At 62.7% G+C, this 17,552-nt stretch carries 11 protein-coding genes; 9 read left to right on the top strand and 2 right to left on the bottom strand.

The annotated features are described in order from the left end of the window. Positions 1 to 2,947: excinuclease ABC subunit UvrA (gene uvrA / locus VGL22_RS14320; protein WP_465267615.1), on the bottom strand; the 2,947-nt coding region annotated here is incomplete at its 3' end. A 252-nt stretch (positions 2,948 to 3,199) separates the two neighbouring features. Here uvrA and VGL22_RS14315 point away from each other — a divergent pair. Continuing rightward, the gene (locus VGL22_RS14315) at positions 3,200 to 3,343 is read left to right on the top strand and encodes a hypothetical protein (RefSeq protein WP_465267614.1); all 144 of its coding nucleotides are present in this window, start codon (positions 3,200 to 3,202) and stop codon (positions 3,341 to 3,343) included. Positions 3,344 to 3,770: 427 nt separating this feature from the next. Here VGL22_RS14315 and VGL22_RS14310 read toward each other — a convergent pair whose 3' ends face one another. After that, positions 3,771 to 4,922 carry a WD40/YVTN/BNR-like repeat-containing protein gene (locus tag VGL22_RS14310; protein ID WP_465267613.1) on the bottom strand — a complete coding sequence of 384 codons (1,152 nt, stop codon included), beginning with the start codon at positions 4,920 to 4,922 and terminating at the stop codon, positions 3,771 to 3,773. A gap of 476 nt (positions 4,923 to 5,398) precedes the next feature. On the opposite strand from VGL22_RS14310, the gene VGL22_RS14305 reads away from it, so the two are divergent. The 8 genes from VGL22_RS14305 (at position 5,399) to rapZ (ending at position 17,423) form a co-directional block, all read left to right on the top strand. Beyond that, positions 5,399 to 6,061, top strand: coding sequence for a hypothetical protein (locus VGL22_RS14305; RefSeq protein WP_465267612.1), 663 nt, complete (start codon positions 5,399 to 5,401; stop codon positions 6,059 to 6,061). Further along, positions 6,062 to 8,596, top strand: coding sequence for a hypothetical protein (locus VGL22_RS14300; RefSeq protein WP_465267611.1), 2,535 nt, complete (start codon positions 6,062 to 6,064; stop codon positions 8,594 to 8,596). Between the two features lie 43 nt (positions 8,597 to 8,639). Beyond that, a complete protein-coding gene (gene lptB / locus VGL22_RS14295; protein ID WP_465267610.1) occupies positions 8,640 to 9,368 on the top strand; it encodes an LPS export ABC transporter ATP-binding protein in 729 nt (242 codons plus the stop codon). 448 nt (positions 9,369 to 9,816) lie between these two features. After that, positions 9,817 to 11,493 carry an RNA polymerase factor sigma-54 gene (locus tag VGL22_RS14290; RefSeq protein ID WP_465267609.1) on the top strand — a complete coding sequence of 559 codons (1,677 nt, stop codon included), beginning with the start codon at positions 9,817 to 9,819 and terminating at the stop codon, positions 11,491 to 11,493. Between the two features lie 281 nt (positions 11,494 to 11,774). After that, the gene (locus VGL22_RS14285; protein ID WP_465267608.1) at positions 11,775 to 12,965 is read left to right on the top strand and encodes a hypothetical protein; all 1,191 of its coding nucleotides are present in this window, start codon (positions 11,775 to 11,777) and stop codon (positions 12,963 to 12,965) included. Between the two features lie 246 nt (positions 12,966 to 13,211). After that, complete coding sequence (locus VGL22_RS14280; RefSeq protein ID WP_465267607.1) at positions 13,212 to 13,841, top strand: ribosome hibernation promotion factor; 630 nt, start codon at positions 13,212 to 13,214, stop codon at positions 13,839 to 13,841. A 531-nt stretch (positions 13,842 to 14,372) separates the two neighbouring features. After that, on the top strand, positions 14,373 to 16,457 hold the full coding sequence (locus VGL22_RS14275; RefSeq protein ID WP_465267606.1) for a putative bifunctional diguanylate cyclase/phosphodiesterase: 2,085 nt from the start codon (positions 14,373 to 14,375) through the stop codon (positions 16,455 to 16,457). Positions 16,458 to 16,505: 48 nt separating this feature from the next. Then, positions 16,506 to 17,423: an RNase adapter RapZ gene (rapZ, locus tag VGL22_RS14270; protein WP_465267605.1), complete on the top strand. Its 918-nt coding sequence runs from the start codon at positions 16,506 to 16,508 to the stop codon at positions 17,421 to 17,423. The last annotated feature ends 129 nt before the right edge of the window (positions 17,424 to 17,552 follow it).

Genomic DNA, 17,552 nt, shown 5'->3' with positions numbered 1-17,552 from the left:
CTGACTTGCTTGCGGCGCCGGCGGGGGCAGGCGAGGGAGCGGCGAATTCTTCTTCCGGCTCGATCTCCTGCAGCTTGCCGCTGGCGGTTGTGTAGTAGCGGCGCAGGAACTGGCCGGTAAAGGAGTCAGGAGTTGCGGCCACCTTGATGGGCCGGCCTTGCGCGACGATGCGGCCGCCGCCCTCGCCGCCTTCAGGACCGAGGTCGAGGATCCAGTCGGCGTTGCGGATGACGTCGAGATTGTGCTCGATGATGATGACGGAGTTGCCGAGGTCGGCGAGGCGGTGCAGGACCTCGAGGAGCTTGCGGACGTCATCGAAGTGCAGGCCGGTGGTGGGCTCGTCGAGAAGATAGAGCGTGCGGCCGGTCTGGCGCTTGGAGAGCTCGCGGGCCAGCTTCATGCGCTGCGCTTCGCCGCCGGAGAGCGTGGTCGCGCTCTGGCCGAGGTGCACGTAGCCGAGTCCCACATCGACGAGCGTTTGCAGCTTTTGATTCACCTGCGGAACGTCTTTGAGCACGGTGAGCGCGTCTTCGATGGTGAGGTCGAGGATGTCTGCGATGGAGTAGCCGTGAAACTTCACGGCCAGTGTCTCCTGGTTGTAGCGGCGCCCGTTGCAGACTTCGCACTGCACATAAACGTCGGGCATGAAGTTCATTTCGATGCGCTTCTGACCGTCGCCCTCGCAGGCCTCGCAGCGGCCGCCGGCCACGTTGAAGCTGAAGCGGCCGGGTTTGTAGCCGCGCTCGCGCGATTCGGGGAGCATGGCGAAGAGGTCGCGGATGGGCGAGAAGACCTGCGTATACGTGGCGGGATTGGAGCGCGGGGTGCGGCCGATGGGTGACTGGTCAATGCGGATGACCTTGTCCAGCTGTTCGGCGCCTTCAACGGACTCATGCGAGCCGGGCTCTTCACGCGAGCCGTAGATGGATTTGGCGAGCGACTTGTAGAGAATGTCGTTGATGAGCGTGCTCTTGCCGCTGCCGCTGACGCCGGTGACGACGGTCATGACGCCGAGCGGGACTTTGATGTCGATGTCCTGCAGGTTGTGCTCGCGCGCGCCGGTGACCTGAATCCACTTGCCGGTGAGGGGACGGGGCTTTTCGCGGTGGAGAGTCCCGATGGCGCCGGCGAGGTATTTGCCAGTGAGGGATTCGGGGCAATCCATGATCTGCTGCGGAGTGCCTTCGGCGACGACGTAACCGCCGAGGCGGCCGGCTCCGGGGCCGAGGTCGACAACATAGTCGGCGTGGCGGATGGTGTCTTCATCATGCTCGACGACGAGGACGGTGTTGCCGAGATTGCGGAGGTGGGTGAGGGCTTCAATGAGGCGGTTGTTATCGCGCTGATGGAGACCGATGGAGGGTTCGTCGAGGACGTAGAGGACGCCGCGGAGCTTGGAGCCAATCTGCGTAGCGAGGCGGATGCGCTGGCCTTCTCCGCCGCTGAGTGTGGAGGCGCTGCGGTCGAGGGCGAGGTAATTGAGGCCCACGGCGCAGAGGAACTCGAGGCGCTCTTCCACTTCGCGGCGAATGCGATCGGCAAGCAGAGCTTCGCGATCCGTGAATTTGAATTCGTAGGCGGCCTGCAGGGCACGGTTGAGGGGCAGGGCGGTGAAGTCGGCGATGGACATGCCGTTGATCTTCACGGCGAGCGACTCAGGGCGCAGGCGCTTGCCGCGGCAGGCGGGGCAGGGCGTCGCCGACATGAAGTTCATCATGTAGTCGCGATAGCCGTCGCTGCGTGCTTCGTCGATGGTCTGTCGCAAATAGGCGAGGATGCCGTGAAAGCCGGTGCGCGAGGTTTCGTTTTTGGGCGGCCCGTAGACGAGGATGCGCTGATGGGCCGCGGCCAGGTCTTCAAACGGTGTTTTGAGATTGATGCTGTAGCGCTCAGCCGCAATGTGGATGAGGCGCAGCAGGTATTGCGAGGCGGAGCCGGGGCCCAGGCCTCCATCGAGCAGCGGCTTTGACCAGTCGGTGATGACCTTGATGGGGTCGAGGTCGTACATGGATCCGAGGCCGTGGCACTCAGGGCAGGCGCCGAAGGTGGAGTTGAAGCTGAAGCTGCGCGGCTCGAGCTTGGGCACGTCGAGGCCGCAGTCGGGGCAAGCCATGGAGGAGGAGAAGAGCTGCTCTTCGCCGTTGGCCTGGAGGACGATGACGAGGCCGTTGGCCATCTGCAGGGCTTTGGATACAGCGGCGTCGAGGCGCTTTTCTACGGAGGGTTTGCCGGAGGTTGTGGGGGACGGAACTCCCTCCCTGGTTCCCGAAGACGAGGGACCGGGAGGACCCACCATTTCGGGTGTGCCGGGGGCCTTGAGGATGACGCGATCGATGACGGCTTCAATGGTGTGGTTCTTGCGGCGGTCGAGGGGGACGGGCTCGGAGAGGTCCTTCATTTCGCCGTCGACGCGCGCGCGAAAGCCTTGCTGATCGAGTTCGTCGAGGAGGTCTTTGAACTCGCCTTTGCGGCCCCGAACGACGGGGGCCATGATGGTGATGCGCTCGCCGGTGCCGAGCTGCAGGATGCGCTGGACAATCTGTTCAGCCGTCTGGCGCGCAATGGGGCGGCCGCAGTTGGGGCAGTGGGGCGTGCCGACGGAGGAGTAGAGCAGGCGCAGGTAGTCGTAGATTTCGGTGATGGTGCCGACGGTGGAGCGGGGGCTGCGGCTGGTGGTCTTCTGCTCAATAGAGATGGCAGGGGACAGGCCCTCAATGGAGTCGACGTCGGGGCGCTCGATCTGATCGAGGAACTGGCGCGCGTAGGCGGAGAGGGTTTCGACATAGCGGCGCTGGCCCTCGGCGTAGATGGTGTCAAAGGCGAGGGAGCTTTTGCCGGAGCCGGAGAGGCCGGTAACGACGGTGAGCGTGTTGCGGGGAATGCGGACGTTGATGTCCTGCAGGTTGTGCTGGCGCGCCCCGCGTACCGAGATATGAGAGATCGACATGTCAGTGGATGGGCAGTGCGGTTGTTGTGGCTGGGGTTACCGGAATGGGAATCGAGGTCAGTTTGAAATGAAACACGCTAGAGGTATTCTAGTTGTCAATAGAAACCAGGGTCAACGAAGGGTACACTCTGCCAAGACAGTGATGGCAGCGCGGGTCGTGTGAGTTAGGTCACCCGGGTTCGGTTCGCGTTCGTGGAAACTGGCTGTAATGCCTGGAAGGCCTCGGCAGAGGAATGTATGACGGATTTTGTGATGTTGATTTGTGCAAGTGTGGGCTCGATGGCGTTTGGTGTCCTGACGGCTTACTGGCTTTTCAAGCTGGCGTTCGCGCTGATGCGGCCGCGGCCCAAGCAGACAGTGGCTCCCGCCAAGGCGGCTACGGAAGTGGCGTTGTAGCGAGTTAGCCGCTGCGGCTACTCTTGCCCACTGGTAACCCGAAGATCGATACCGCCCGGCGTGAAGCCGATTCTGCTTTCGCTTTCAATGGTTTGCCAACAGACTCGAACCCACCGCCCTTCCAGCGGAATCGATAACGCACGTAGCCGCTCGAACAGCAGTCCCCCTCCTGAAGATTGGGGTCAAAGAGATCGACGTTCAGAATGCGGTCCTCTGCGAACACGCGGTACAGGCCGTTCTGTGCGCGGTCGCCGGCGCATCTTCAATCTCTCATTGCCCCTTCATCCAGCCTATGCAGACGAAATACCTGCGTTCGTGCACGGGCCGGTGTAGTGCATTCCCGAGACGGGGTGAACGGCAACTGCGGATCCCTCGACTGCGCTCGCGGGATGACAAGTGCGTGGGGGAAGTGGATCAGGCTCTCTATTCAAAGTCCCAGCGCGGCTTCATCCAGCCTGCCGATGCGGCCTTTGGGACCCACGACGTAGGGCAGGGAAATCGCGTTCCAGTTGCGGTCGGCGTCGGGCGGCTCGTGCAGAGCTGCGCTGGGGTGGACGGCGCGCCAGTTCTTGCCGTCGTCAGTGGAGATGTCGGTGCCGTTGGGGCCTACGGTGATCCACATCTTTGACTGCGCACGGTACGTCACGCTGGAGCGATAACCGTGAGGCGGAGCCTTAGTGGCGAGCCAGGTCATTCTCCGACGATAGGCGGCTGTGCCGGTCGTTTGATCGGGCTTTAGGTAATCCCCGCCGACAATGACTTCGTGGAGCCTGAGATCCTCAAAACCGGGCGCAGCCTTTTTCGCCGGAAATTCGATTGCTTGAGCGACCGCGAAGGCTCCGGTGCTCTCGGCGCCCTTCGCCATCGGAACGCTCTCCTTCTGCCATGTCCTCCCCAATTCGGAGTGATCGTTGAGCCAGTAATGCCCCTTGTAACTGAGTCGAAGCAAGGAACTCCCAGCTGGTCCTCCCAGAGCGATGTCGAAAGTCGCCCCACCGAATCCTGAGATGCAGCTGTTACTTGCCGCAAATGCGGAGAATTCCTTTCCTACGACCTTCAGGAGCGGGTCGGAAACTCGCGACCATGTATACCCAGCATCCCTGGTCTCGAATACAACGAGTTGACCCGCCACAGGATCGCCGAGTAGGAGCCCGAAGCCCTCGTGATCGGAAATTGATCGCTGCTCCTTTGAGAAGTAGACGGAGTCGAAGAAACCATCTTCGTCCGGATTGGTGAAGACGAGTTTCCATGTGTGGCAGCCGTCGGTGGTTTTGTAGAGGCGGGAAAGGTCGCCTTTGCCGCTGGACATGACGATGGCAGTGTTGGCGTCGAAGCCCTGTATGCCGCGGAAGTCGAGCTTCTCGGCTCCTGGCGGCATCGAGCAGGACTGCCACATGTAGCCGCCATCTTCGGTGCGCAGGACGGTGCCGTGGGTGCCGGAGGCCCAGGCGACGCCGCCGCCTACGTTGTGGATGCCGCGGAGGTCGGCGGTGCTGTTGGAGGTTTGCATCTGCCATTGGGCGTGGGCGAGGACAGGCGAGAGCAGGGTTAGGAGTAAGGTCCGGGAGGCGTTGGTCATGCGCGTGGTCTCTGTTTCTTATCTATTCGACGTTGCAAGTGGTGAGCGACTGACGAACTCTCGCGTTCTTAGTGCGCGTTTTGGAGAGGCGGACAAAAGCGGGTTCTTCGCTTCGCTCAGGATGACAGGTCAATCATGAAGGTCTAACTCCCCAACCGAAAGGCTCAGTTGCCGGAAAGGAGGAGGTCTGCGAATTGGAGTTGGCCGTTGGAGGACTGAGCGATGGTGAGCGGTGCGGCGAGAAGAAGAAAGACCAGCAGCCGGATGGTGCGCATGGCGGAAGTGTAAATGGCGGGTGCCTTGGCAGACGGGAGGGTTTGAGAAGCGGTTCTTCGCTTCGCTCAGAACGACAAGGTTTCTATTGACTTGAGGAATTTAGGGGAACTGGATTCTGCTGCCGCATTGTGCGTAAGTGAATCGGATTGAGGTGGAGGGGTGAATCGAAGCGGCTCGTACGGACGTCTACAATCATAGTGATGTCCGACGCGCTTTATTTGAGTCTGTGGTATCCGAATCTGCGCCTTGAAGGTCTGCCTGACAAGCTGACGGCGGTGCTGGGTGAGTTCGCCAGGTTTGGCGGCGAGGCACGGGTGTATGCGGCGACGGTGTGGCCGGTGAACTGGCACGAAGCGCCGGTGCTTCAGAGGGTGTGGGGGCGCGCCGTCGTGCCTTCGAATGGCGAAGAGGGAGCGGGGCTGGAAGCGGGGCCGGTCCAGTTGGGCGCGGAGCCGCGCGTGGCGGTGGAAGAAGCGCTGGAGCTGCTGCACGACGACTACGCGTACGAGTTTCAGATTGGCTGGTCGCTGTGGGAGCTTGACGAGTCAACGGGACCGGGACCGCGATGGGCGAAGGTCACGCGGCTGGTGCGGGTGACGGGCTACGGGCCGCTGTTCGATGAGGGCGCGTATGAGCAGGACGGGCATGTGCGGATCGACTTCGGATCGGACGCGCCGTTTCTGGAGGAAGGCGCCGAGCTCAATTCCGATGCGGCGCGGCACATGGCGGAGAATGTGCGCCAGCTGGTGGATCTGACGAACGCGGTGGAGAAGGCGTCGGGGGCAACGGCGCGGCTGCTGTGGAGCGAGTTGGGCGAGAGCCTTGCGCAACGGTTAGCGGCCCGGCTCAGCCAGGGGAACTGAGTGCGCCTCACGATCGAGCGATTGCGCACGCTGGTGCTGGCCAGCGGGGTGCTTCTGATTGTGGCGTTAATCGGGTTTCTGGCGCTGGGCAGGTGGAAGAACCGGCTCATTTTGAAGGAGCTTCCACACCGGCTAGGAGCCGATATTCAGCGCCAGGCGAACGGGTTTGTCTATACGCAGTCGCATGGCGGGCACACGCTCTTCAAGATCAAAGCGGACAAAGTCGTTCAATTGAAGAAGGACGGGCGCGCGCAACTGCACGACGTGGAGATTGAGCTCTACGGGCAGGATGGCAGCACCGTGGACCGGATCAAGGGCGGGGAGTTCCAGTACGACCAGAAGGCGGGGCTTGCGACGGCTGCGGGGCCGGTGGAGATCACCATCATGCGTCCCACCGAGGCGCCGGCGGTAGCGCCGGGAGCGAAGCCGCCGCTTGCGCAGAAGCCGGGACCGTTGGCCAATGCGGCGAGTGAGGCCGCGGCGGGGCAGATGCAGGTAAAGACGAGCGGGCTGACGTTCAACCAGAACAGCGGCGTGGCATCAACGGAGCAGCGGGTGGAGTTTGCCGTGGTGCAGGGGAATGGCAGCTCGACGGGGGCTTCGTTCGACTCGAACAAGGGGCAACTGGTGCTGGCGCGCGACGTGGAGCTGCAGGTTCATCGCGGGCAGGAGACGATTGTGCTGCGGGCGGCGCACGGGGAGTTTCAGCGGTCCGAGCTTACCTGCGATCTGACCGGAGCGGCGGCGAATTATCGCAATGGACGGGCTACGGCGGGCAGGGCGCAGGTGCTGTTCCGGGAGGACGGGTCCGCGGTGCGGCTGGATGCGCATCAGGGGTTCACGCTGACGAGTGCAACAGGCGCGAAGATCGCGGCACCGGATGGCGCCCTGGACTTCAATGAGAAGAATCAGCCGACCCAGGGAAAGCTCCAGGGCGGTGTGTCGATGGAGTCGGCCGATGCCGAGCCTGGCGCGGAGCGCAGCGTACGGGGCAGCGCGCCGGCGGCCTGGCTGACCTTTACTCCCGATGGGCAGTTGAAGCATGCGCATCTGGAACGCGGCGTGACGCTGCACAGCGAGCAGTCGGGCGCGGGCGCTCCGCGGGTGGTGCGGGACTGGCAGTCGCCGGTGGCGGATGTGGATTTTCGAACCACCGCGAAGGGGCAGTTGCAGATGGCTCAGGTGAAGGGCACGGGCGGGGTGGTGATTACCGGCGAGTCGCAGAGGGCGGGCGCGGCGGCGGCGCCGTCGCGGATGGCGGCCGATGAGGTGACGGGGGAGTTTGGGCCGCATCAGGAACTGACGCGGATTTCGGGAGTGGGGCGTGCCAGCCTGGAACAGACGACGGCGGCGGGCGTGCGGCAGATCACGAGCGGGGATCGGCTGGTGGCGGAGCTGGGGGGAACTGCCGGCGGGCGCGGTTCCGATGTCGCGCAGCAGATTCAGTCGGCGACGGTGGACGGGAACGTGGTTCTGACGCAACAGAAGCCGCCCGGGGGCGGGCAGGTGGCTGCGGCCAGGCAGCCGGCTGTGGCCAGGCAGCCGGCGAGACCAAGCGAAGCGCCGGAGGCCCAGATGCGTGCGACCGCCGGCCATGCGGCGTATGACGGCGGGAGCGAATGGCTGCGGCTGACGCAAGGGCCGCGGGTGGAGGACGGAGCGCTGCAGTTGTCGGCGGACAAACTGGATGTTTCACAGGCCTCAGGCGATGCGTTTGCGCATGGAAACGTGAAGGCGACGTGGCTGGAGCCGGGGAAGAAGGGTGCGCCAGGAGGGCCGGCATTTGGCGGTGAAGGCCCCGCGCATGTGATCGCCAGCGAGGCGCAGATTCATCGCGAAACAGGGGAAGCCACATTCAAGGGACAGGCTCGGCTGTGGCAGCAGGCAAATTCGATTGCAGCGCCAGTGATTGTGCTGAACCAGGCGAGTCAGACGCTGGCGGCGCACGGGGCGGGGAAGGCTCAGCCAGTGAACCTGGTTCTGCTGAGCAATGGCGGGCTGCAGGCTCCGGATGCGAGAGGGCGCAAGCAGGCGGCTCCTTCTGTGGTGCAGGTGTGGGCGGGGGAGCTGAAGTACTCGGGCGCGGAGCGGAAGGCGACGCTGCACGCAGGTACGAGCGGGCCGGTGCGGGCGCAGAGTGCGGAGGCGACCACGTCGTCGGACGAGGTGGAGATCGTGCTGCTGGCGCCGGGGAATCATGCCGGGCCGAACGGAACAGCGGGGCAACTGGATCACCTGACGGCGCGCGGGCACGTGGTGGTGTCGTCCAACGGGCGCCGCGGGACGGGCGAGCAGCTTGTCTATTCGGGAGAAACCGGTCAATATGTGCTGACGGGGACGTCCGGAGAGCCGCCGCGGATGACGGATCCGGTGCGCGGCGAGGTGAGCGGGGAAGCTTTGATTTTCAACAGTCGCGATGATAGCGTCAGTATCGAAGGCCAGGGACACAAGACGTTGACGCAGACGGTTGCGCCTGCGAGGGCGGTTGCGCCTGCTAGGGCGGTTGCGCCTGCCAAGGCGGCTGGGCCGAGATGAGGCTTCCGCTCAATCGCGTGGGGCCGGGAATCAGCAAGGCTAGATGGAAACTCTGATCGCCGAGGGAATCGGCAAGTCGTATAAGGGCCGGCAGGTGGTGCGCGGCGTCGATCTCAGAATCTCGCGCGGCGAGGTAATTGGGCTGCTCGGTCCAAACGGCGCGGGCAAGACTACCAGCTTCTATATGATTGTTGGCCTGGTGCCGCCCGACGCGGGGCACATCAAGGTGGACGACGCGGACATTACGCGCACGCCGATGTACCTGCGGGCGCGGCAGTACGGGATCAGCTACCTGCCGCAGGAGCCGTCGGTGTTCCGCAAGTTGACCGTCGAAGAGAACATCCTGGCTGTGCTGGAGGGCCAGCCCCTGAGCTACAAGGAGCGGCGAAAGCGGGCGGAGCGGCTCATCAACCAACTGAATCTGGGGCACATCCGGGCAACCCGGGGGTACGCGCTCTCAGGCGGCGAGCGCCGGCGCGTGGAGATTGCGCGGTCCTTATGCATTCAGCCGCGGTTCATTCTGCTGGACGAGCCGTTCAGCGGGATCGACCCGATTGCCGTGCACGAACTGCAGAAGATCATCTTCGACCTGAAGGCGGCGGGGATCGGGATTTTGATCACCGACCACAATGTGCGCGAGACGCTGAGCGTTACGGATCGGACCTACATTATTGCCGAAGGGCGGATATTCAAGGCTGGGACGCCGCACGAGCTGGGGAACGACCCGGAGGTACGGCGGATCTACCTGGGCGAAGGGTTCTCGCTCAACTAAGCAGCACCTGCCGTGCGGCCACCTGCGGTGCGGCTAACCGCGCCTTCGGCGCCCATTCACCTCGGACATTCCACTTTCCCCAAGCGATTGCCTGCTTAAGGCCGATAGAAGAGACGGTCGGATGGGGCACGGGATCTCCTGAAAAAGACCGCCCTGGGGGTGTGTGGTGAGGGCCTGGAACGGGCGGGGAAACGGGCTTGAATCGGGCCTCGATCCGGGCTGGGTTCGGCTTTCTGGGGCGAAGGGGCTTTACAGCGGGCAGTGAGAAGTATATTTTGTCGCGGGGTTCACTCCCGGCGATCGGTCAGCATCCTAAGGCTCCAAAGGGAGAGTTCCTGGCTGGGATTGTTGCCCATTCCGGAACACTGGACTCGCGAAGGGCGTTTTCCGCAGAGGGCCTATGCCGCTCCGGTTACACTAGGCACAAGTTCACGCGGGAATCTCCTTTATGGCGTTGTTGCAGCCAAAACTGAATTTGAAGGTGGCGCAACGCCAGGTCCTGACTCCGGGCCTGATGCAGATGGTGAGCGTGCTGGCGCTCAACAAGCTCGAGCTCAAGGAGATGATCGATGCGGAGATGGTCGAAAACCCGGTCCTCGAAGAGATCGACGAGTCTGTGCCCATGTTCGATGAGGTGGCGGGTCGTCAGCAGCTTCTGGAGCGCGGAGCGGAGGAAGCCCCGCCGCCGGCACAGGACTCCTTCAACGAGGTCGATTTCGGTTCCTATTTCCAGGAGTATCTCGATCCCGGCTACCGTACACAGCAGGAGTACGAAGATAGCGAAAAGCCCTCGTTCGAGAACTTTCTCTCGCAGCCCACGACGCTTTCAGATCACCTGGCGTGGCAGTTGGGAGCTCTGACGGTCGACGCGGAACTGGAAAACGCCGCTGAGTTCATCATCGGCAACCTGGATGAGAACGGGTATCTGGGCGCCACGGAAGAGGAATTGGCTGCCGCCTACGAAGAGCTTACGGGCACCAAGCCAGCTGACCAAGGCGCCGAACGCACCCCAGCAGAGTTGAATGGAGCACCGCCGGAGGCGGGCGCCCGTGAGGGGGCGCGCGAAGTAATCCGCCGGGCCATCCAGTTGGTGCAGCGTCTGGATCCGGCCGGGGTGGGGGCGCACGATCTTCGCGAATGCCTGTTGATGCAGATTACGGCGCAGGAGCAGGAACTGGGCCTTCTCTACACGCGCCGCCGCCATGCCGAGGCGGAAGCAGACGCGCAAGCCGCGGAAGATCCGGATTTCGAGGAGTTGGAAGAGAATCCGCATGGCAGCCTGCGGGCCGAGGCGGAGGCGCAGCTGGAGAGGCGTCGCCGAGCTATGTCGGTGGCGGCGCAGATTGTGGACAAGCACCTGCAACTGCTGCAGAAGCGGGACGTGAAGGACTTGGCGAAGGCGGTGCAGTCCACGGTGGAGGATGTGCATGCGGCGGTGGAGTTTATCCGCACGCTGGATCCGCGGCCGGGCCGCCTGTATAACCGCGAGCAGACGCGGTTGATTGAGCCGGATGTGACGTTCGTGAAGGACGGCGGCGATTGGGTTGTGAGCATGAACGAGGAGGACCTGCCCAGCTTGCGGCTGAGCAGGCGATACCGGCAGATGCTGACCAGCCAGAACACTGAGCGCGAGGTAAAGGACTATGTCAAGGAGCGGTTCCGGTCAGCGCTGCAACTGATGCGGAACATTGCCCAGCGCAAGAGCACGATTCTGCGTACGTGCGAGGTGATTGTGCGCCGGCAGCAGGACTTTCTGGAAGAAGGCATCGAGTCACTGCGGCCCATGATGATCAAGGAAGTGGCGGAAGAAATCGGCGTGCATCCGTCGACCGTGAGCCGCGCGGTGGCGAACAAATATGCGCACACGCCGCAGGGTGTAATCGAGCTGCGCGCGTTCTTCTCCGAGGGATCGAACGGACCGGAGGGCGCCGATACGCCGCTGGTGGTTTTGAAGCGCAAGGTGAAGAAGCTGATTGAGGAAGAAGATGCGAAGCGGCCGCTGACGGACGACCAACTGGCAGCGATGCTGCAGGCTTTGGGAATACAGTTGACCCGGCGGACCGTGGCAAAGTACAGGGAAGATATGAATATTCCGAGCACGCACCAGAGAAGGCGGCGGGACTGACGAAGTGGCAGGTGGGCAAGTGATCAGTTCGTCCAGTGATCAGGTGCTCAGGTGGCCGGCTGATCCGCTCGCAAGCCGGATCCAGCTCAGGATTACAAAGTCTTAGCAAGTCCTTCGCCTGCGGCTCAAGATGACGAAGCCCAGGTAAATTCGTGTTTACAGCCGGATGTATCCTCGGACCTCCTTCGAAAGCCCCTCAGTACCTCTGTCAATATTTCCTCTTTACATCCGATTTGATGGACGCCTAGGATGAGCGGCACTGTTTCGCATGGAGAGGTTACATGCGGGGAATCGCTGTCCTTGTGCTTGTTGCAGGAGGTGCGTTTCTCGCATCCTGGGGCAAGCCGCCGGTCACACAGCTGATTACGGTTGCGCAGCTGGAGCAGGTGATGGCGGGGGTGCGCGGCGACTCGGATGGGTCTGCCGCCAAGCGGCTTTCCCAGATGCGCCTCACCGAACGGCTGAGCAATGCGCGGCTGGCGCAACTGCAGTCTCAGATAACCGGGAAGCATTCGCGAGAACAGTTGCTGGTGATCGCGGACGAGTCGGCATTTCTCGACTTACCCGTGGAGGATCGGATTGACGATCCCGAGCCGGACGCGGCCGCGCAGGCGGCGATGCTGGCGCGTACCGCCACATACTTCAAAGACATCATGCAGGAATGGCCGAACTTCTCGGCGCTGCGGGAAGTGACCCGATTTGAAGGGACTGCGACGTTGTTGGCGACGGGGTTGCAGGATGACTTGGGCACGCGGATGGGTGCGGCGCTGCTGCGTTCTCCGGCGGCTCCGAATTGGGAGTGTCCACGGGCGCCGAGGCTCCCGACACACCGGCTGGATGTAATCGAGCGGGCCACGCTGCCGGTGATCTATCGGCGAGGACATGCGCTGCATGCGTTCAGCCCGGGAGGCGAGTTTGCCTGCATGCAGCACGGCGTGAACACGTCAGACGAGTTCAGCGAAATGCATTTGCTGGTGCCTTTGGTGACGGGTGGACACAAGGCGGCGTGGAGCCACTGGGAGGATAGCGCGGAAGGGAAGATTGCGGTTTTCCGGTTCTCGGCTGCGGTGAGCTATACGGGATCGGTCGGGGATGAGGAGCCGATCGTGAATCTGACCGGGGAGATGGGAGTGAATCCCAGGGACGGCTCGGTGCTGCGTTTGGTGGAGATTCGGCGGTGGGACCGCAACCAGGCGGCGCGCGAGTACGACACGGCTGTGGAGTTCGGGGCGGTAGCACTGGGAGGGATGCGTCTGCTGCTGCCGGCGCGGCGAGTGGCCATGTTTCAGACGCCCATCCTCAAACCGGCTTCAGATTCCGCAGTCGATGGGTACTACAAAAAGTTCCATCTGGAGAAGTCGCCGCTGCAGGAGTACCTGAACGATGTGCGATTCGGCGAGTACAGGATGGTGGTGCAGCCCGTGGACGCTGCAGCGACGACGGGGGCGGCGGTGGCGACGAACCGGCGGTGAAGGGCCGAGTTCGACGGAGCACGCAACCAGCACGGGGGGCAGTGAGTCCAAGGAATGACAGTGCTTTCATTTCCGAACGAAATCGCGCACATGCACGTCATCGAAGGAGGTTGGACTGTGGCGCCGTTTGCCGGCATCACAAGGTCATAAAGGCGTTCTTATGCTGAAAGTTCTGAGATGCTATAGAATCCACAGTCTCAGGCCGATGTTTGGCCCGGGCACAACAGAAGAGAGCGGAGGCTGACCATGGAAGTGGAGTTGACCGCCAGACAGGTTCGCATCCCCAAGGCATTGCGCCAGCAGGCCGAGGAAGGGATGGACCGCATTGCCCGCATTCTGGGTAAAACCACAAGCGCATCTATTACGTTTCGCGTGCAGCGACATCTGCACATTGCCGAGCTTACGGTGAATGCCCGGATGCACACGATTGCTGCGCGCGGGCAGGCGGACTCGCAGGAGTCCGCATTGCGTGCCGCATTGGCGCACGCCGAGCAGCAGGCGGTCCGTTATCGCGACCGCAATCTTACGCGCAAGCGCCTGCCTAAGGAGGAGAAGATTGCGGCGGCGCCGCCGGTGACGCGTTCAAAGAAAACGCGGGCATTGGTGGTGGAAGAGGAAGTGACACCGGACGCGAAGACGGCGCGCCCGCGGGCTGCGATTCCGGCGCACTCGTTCCCGGCTTCTCCGGCAGTGATGGAGCCGCATATTGTAAAGAGCGCCGAGGCCGTGGCGATGCGGCCGATGACCATCGAAGAGGCCGTGAAGGAGGCGGAGTTCCGCGATCGCGATCTGCTGGTGTTTCGCAATCAGGCGGGCGATCTGTTTGTGCTCCATCGCCGTCGTGACGGGCAGATGGAGTTGGTGGAGATACCCTAGGGTCGCGCGGGGGCCCGGCTAAGGGCTGGGCCCTCGAACGCGCTTCTGCGGATTCATCGCATATGCAGTCAGTGAGCGGCCTTGGGCGGCAAGTGCGTCAGCGGGCCACGGTGTTTCCTGCGCGGCGGAGGCGGAGATGCGCGGCTGCGCCAAACGGAACGAAAAGTTGGCATCGGGCGGCCGCTTTGCGGCGTGGCAGGGCGACCCGTTGGCGGGTTGCTACAGCGCTGCGCCTTCAGGCACATTCTCCAGGTTGACTTGACAGGGACGCGGGCTGCTGTGACGTTCCTGTGCTCGAGGACTTTGGTGCCAGCCTTTTAACCACTTTGAGGGATTCAGGGACCGGCGGTAGCGCCACTACGATTGGTTCACGGATGATTGCGCCGGCCCGATGTCTTGGGTTGTCGGCCGAGAGATCCTGCCGGGACGGATTTGGCCAAGCCGCGCGACTGAAATTACAGCAAGACGGGCCCGCTGGATTTGATGGCAGGGGATGGAATGGCGGCGGCGCTTGTCAGGGATAGGCAACTCTTGAGTCTCCCAAAAAATTCGGAGCTTCGGCAGCAATGCGACGTGCTGGATGCGCTGCCTGTGCTGGTGTTTCTGGAGCGCGCCGGGACGATTGTGTTTGCCAATGCCGAGGCGCGGCACGAGATCGGATTGGAAGGCGCGTGGGAAGAGCAGCCCGCGGATGACGTTCTTTGGGGATTGCTGGCCGGCAAAGCCGAGCCGCGTACGGAACTGAAGGGCAGCAGGCAGGGAAGCCCGTTCCACGCGACTCTGGCGTGCAAGAACGGCCGCATGATTCCCGTTGAAGGCACGTACAGCATTGTGGATGCGGAACTGCATGAGAGCGTGATTGTGGCCCAGGTGACGGGCCGCGATCGAACGCCCAAGCCGGGGCTGATGGAAGATGTGCTGGCCAGCCTGCCGGAAGCGGTGGCGCTGGTGATTGGCTCGCGCGTGCTGTATACGAACCCGGCGTTTACAAGGATGTTTGGGTATGCGGCAGACGACGTGAGCGGCGGCAGCTTGCGCGATCTGCTGGTTCCGGAGACGCGGACCTACGAACACCAGATGCTGCAGAAGCTGGTAGACGAGCAGGGGTATGCCTCCGCCGAGACCGTCCGATTGCACCAGTGCGGAGAGCTGGTGGACGTGGCGCTGCAGATTTCCGCGCTGAAGGTGAACGGCGGCAAGGCAGGGTATGTCTACACGTTCCGGAACATCACCGAGCGCAAGCACGTGGAAGCGAGGCTGCAGCGCGATGCGATGCACGATGTGCTGACTGGGCTTCCGAACGAGGCGCTGTTTATTGATCGACTGAAGCTGGCGATGAGCCGGTGCAAGCGGCGGAGCGACCAGCGGTGCGCCGTGCTGTTTGTGGATGTGGACGGGTTCAGGCAGATCAACGAGCAACTGGGACACGCGGCCGGCGACCTGCTGTTGATGGGCATGGCGCAGCGGCTGCTGGGAGTGCTGCGGCCCCACGATACGGCCGCTCGCGTGGGTGGCGACGAGTTTATGGTGTTGGTGGAGAACATCACGTCGGTGGCTGACCTGAACGCGCTGGCGCAAAGAATGCTTTCAGAACTGGATCGGCCCTACGAGGTGCTGGGGCACCGGTTGCAGATTGCGTCAAGCATTGGCATTGCGATGGCCGAGGATGTACACCTGCCCGAGCAAATCATCCGGGACGCGGACGTGGCGATGTACCGCGCGAAGCAGGAAGGCGGCAATCGCTACGCGGTGTTCGACCGGCGCATGGAGGTGCAGGTCAGCACCGAACAGGACCGGGAGCGCGAACTGCGCGAGCTGGTGGCGAGCCACGAGTTTGTCTATTGGTATCAGCCGATCTACCGGCTGGCGAACGGGCGGCTGGAAGGCTTTGAAATGCTGCTGCGGCGCAAGACTGCGTCGGGCGCGGTGGAAAGCTTCGGCGACCTGCTGGGGGTAGCCGAGCAAACCGGGCTGTCGATTAGCCTGGGGCGCGACTCAATCGAAGCTGCGTGCGCGCAACTCGAAGAGTGGGACCGCAGCATTCCCGGAAACGGGATGACCCTTGCGCTGGACCTTACGCACAGGCAGTTCTACCAGCAAGACCTGATTGCGCAACTGCAAAAGACGCTGGCCGCCACGGGGGTGAGCCCGTCACGCCTGGTGTTTGACGTTGCCGAACGCACGCTGAACGAAGATCCTGACAGGGCTCTTGCCATCATGCAGCGCATGGTGGACTGCGGCGTGCGTGTGGCGCTGGATAACTTCGGCGCCGCGCTGGCGCCGCTGAATCACCTGGTGCGGATGCCGATCGAGATGGTGAAGCTGGACGCCGGGATGACGGCATTAGTGACCGGAACCGGGCGGCAAGTGGCAATCGTGGAGTCTCTGATGCATGTGTGCCGTGCGTCGGGCGTGCAGGTTGTGGCACAGGGGATCGAGACCCAGGGACATGTGCGAATTTTGCAGGAGTTGGGCTGCGAACTAGGCCAGGGGTATTTTCTCGCCCCGCCGGTGGACCCGCAGCAGGCACAATATCTGGCGGCCCACAACGTGGATGCCGATCGGTTACCCGGCTCAGAGTCGACACTGGGAGTGCCCGGAAGCTCCGGGAGTTGAACGGGTAGGCGCTCACGCAGAGGAGCGGTCACAGTGTAGGATGGGCCCATGTCGGATCAGCCACCCTCCGAGAGTTCCACTCCGGCCACACACGGGAAAAACAATCAAAAAGAGATCGTTATCGTCACCGGGATCTCCGGGGCCGGAAAGGCGTCGGCTCTGAGGGCGTTCGAGGACCTGGGATTCCATGCGGTCGACAACCTGCCTCTGGAGCTGCTGCGCGATTTTGCGGGGCTGGTGGAGAAGTCGCAGGACATTGAAAGCGCTGCGATCGTGATCGATGTGCGTGAGGGGCCGACGCTGGACCGGCTGCCGGAGATCCTCGAAAGCGTGAAGATGATTCTTCCCACGCGCGTTGTGTTTCTTGACGCGCAGGATGCGGTACTGGTACGGCGCTACTCTGAGACCCGACGGCCGCACCCGCTACGCATATCGGACACCGTCTGGAGATCGATCGTGGAAGAGCGGCAACTGCTGGACCCTATCCGCAATGTTGCCGATACGCTGATCGATACGTCGAACTTCAACGTGCATGAATTGCGCGCGGATATCCAGCAGCGGTTCGGGCAGGAGGACCAGGCCAGCAATCGACTGCTGGTTTCGTGCCTGAGCTTCGGTTTCAAGAATGGCGTGCCGCTGGATGCGGATATGGTGTTCGATGTGCGGTTTCTGCCCAATCCACATTTTGTGCCGGAGTTCCGCAAGAAGACGGGCAAGGATCCGCGCGTGGCGGAGTACGTGAGGAGCTTTCCGCAAACGATGGAGTTCCTGGGACGCGTGACGGATTTGATGTTTTACCTGCTGCCGCACTATGTGCATGAAGGGAAGAGCTACCTGACGGTGGCGTTCGGGTGTACAGGCGGGCAGCATCGCAGCGTGATGATGGCCGAGGACATGGCTGTGCGGCTGCGGGATGCGGGCTACCAGGTGAAGGCGATTCATCGGGATATTCCGCGGGGCGAGTGATGAGTGGGTAGTGGGGTGGGGTCAAGTGACCAAGTGGTCAAGTGACCAAGTGACCAGGTGGTCAGGTGATCGATGTCCGGGCAGTAGGGATAGTGAACGGGGATAGGGGACACAAATCTCCGCAATGAG

The organism is Occallatibacter sp. (assembly GCF_036502485.1).
Lineage (GTDB): Bacteria > Acidobacteriota > Terriglobia > Terriglobales > Acidobacteriaceae > Telmatobacter.
Note: the sequence above shows the minus strand (reverse complement) of the source record. Positions and strands in the feature narration are given on the sequence as shown.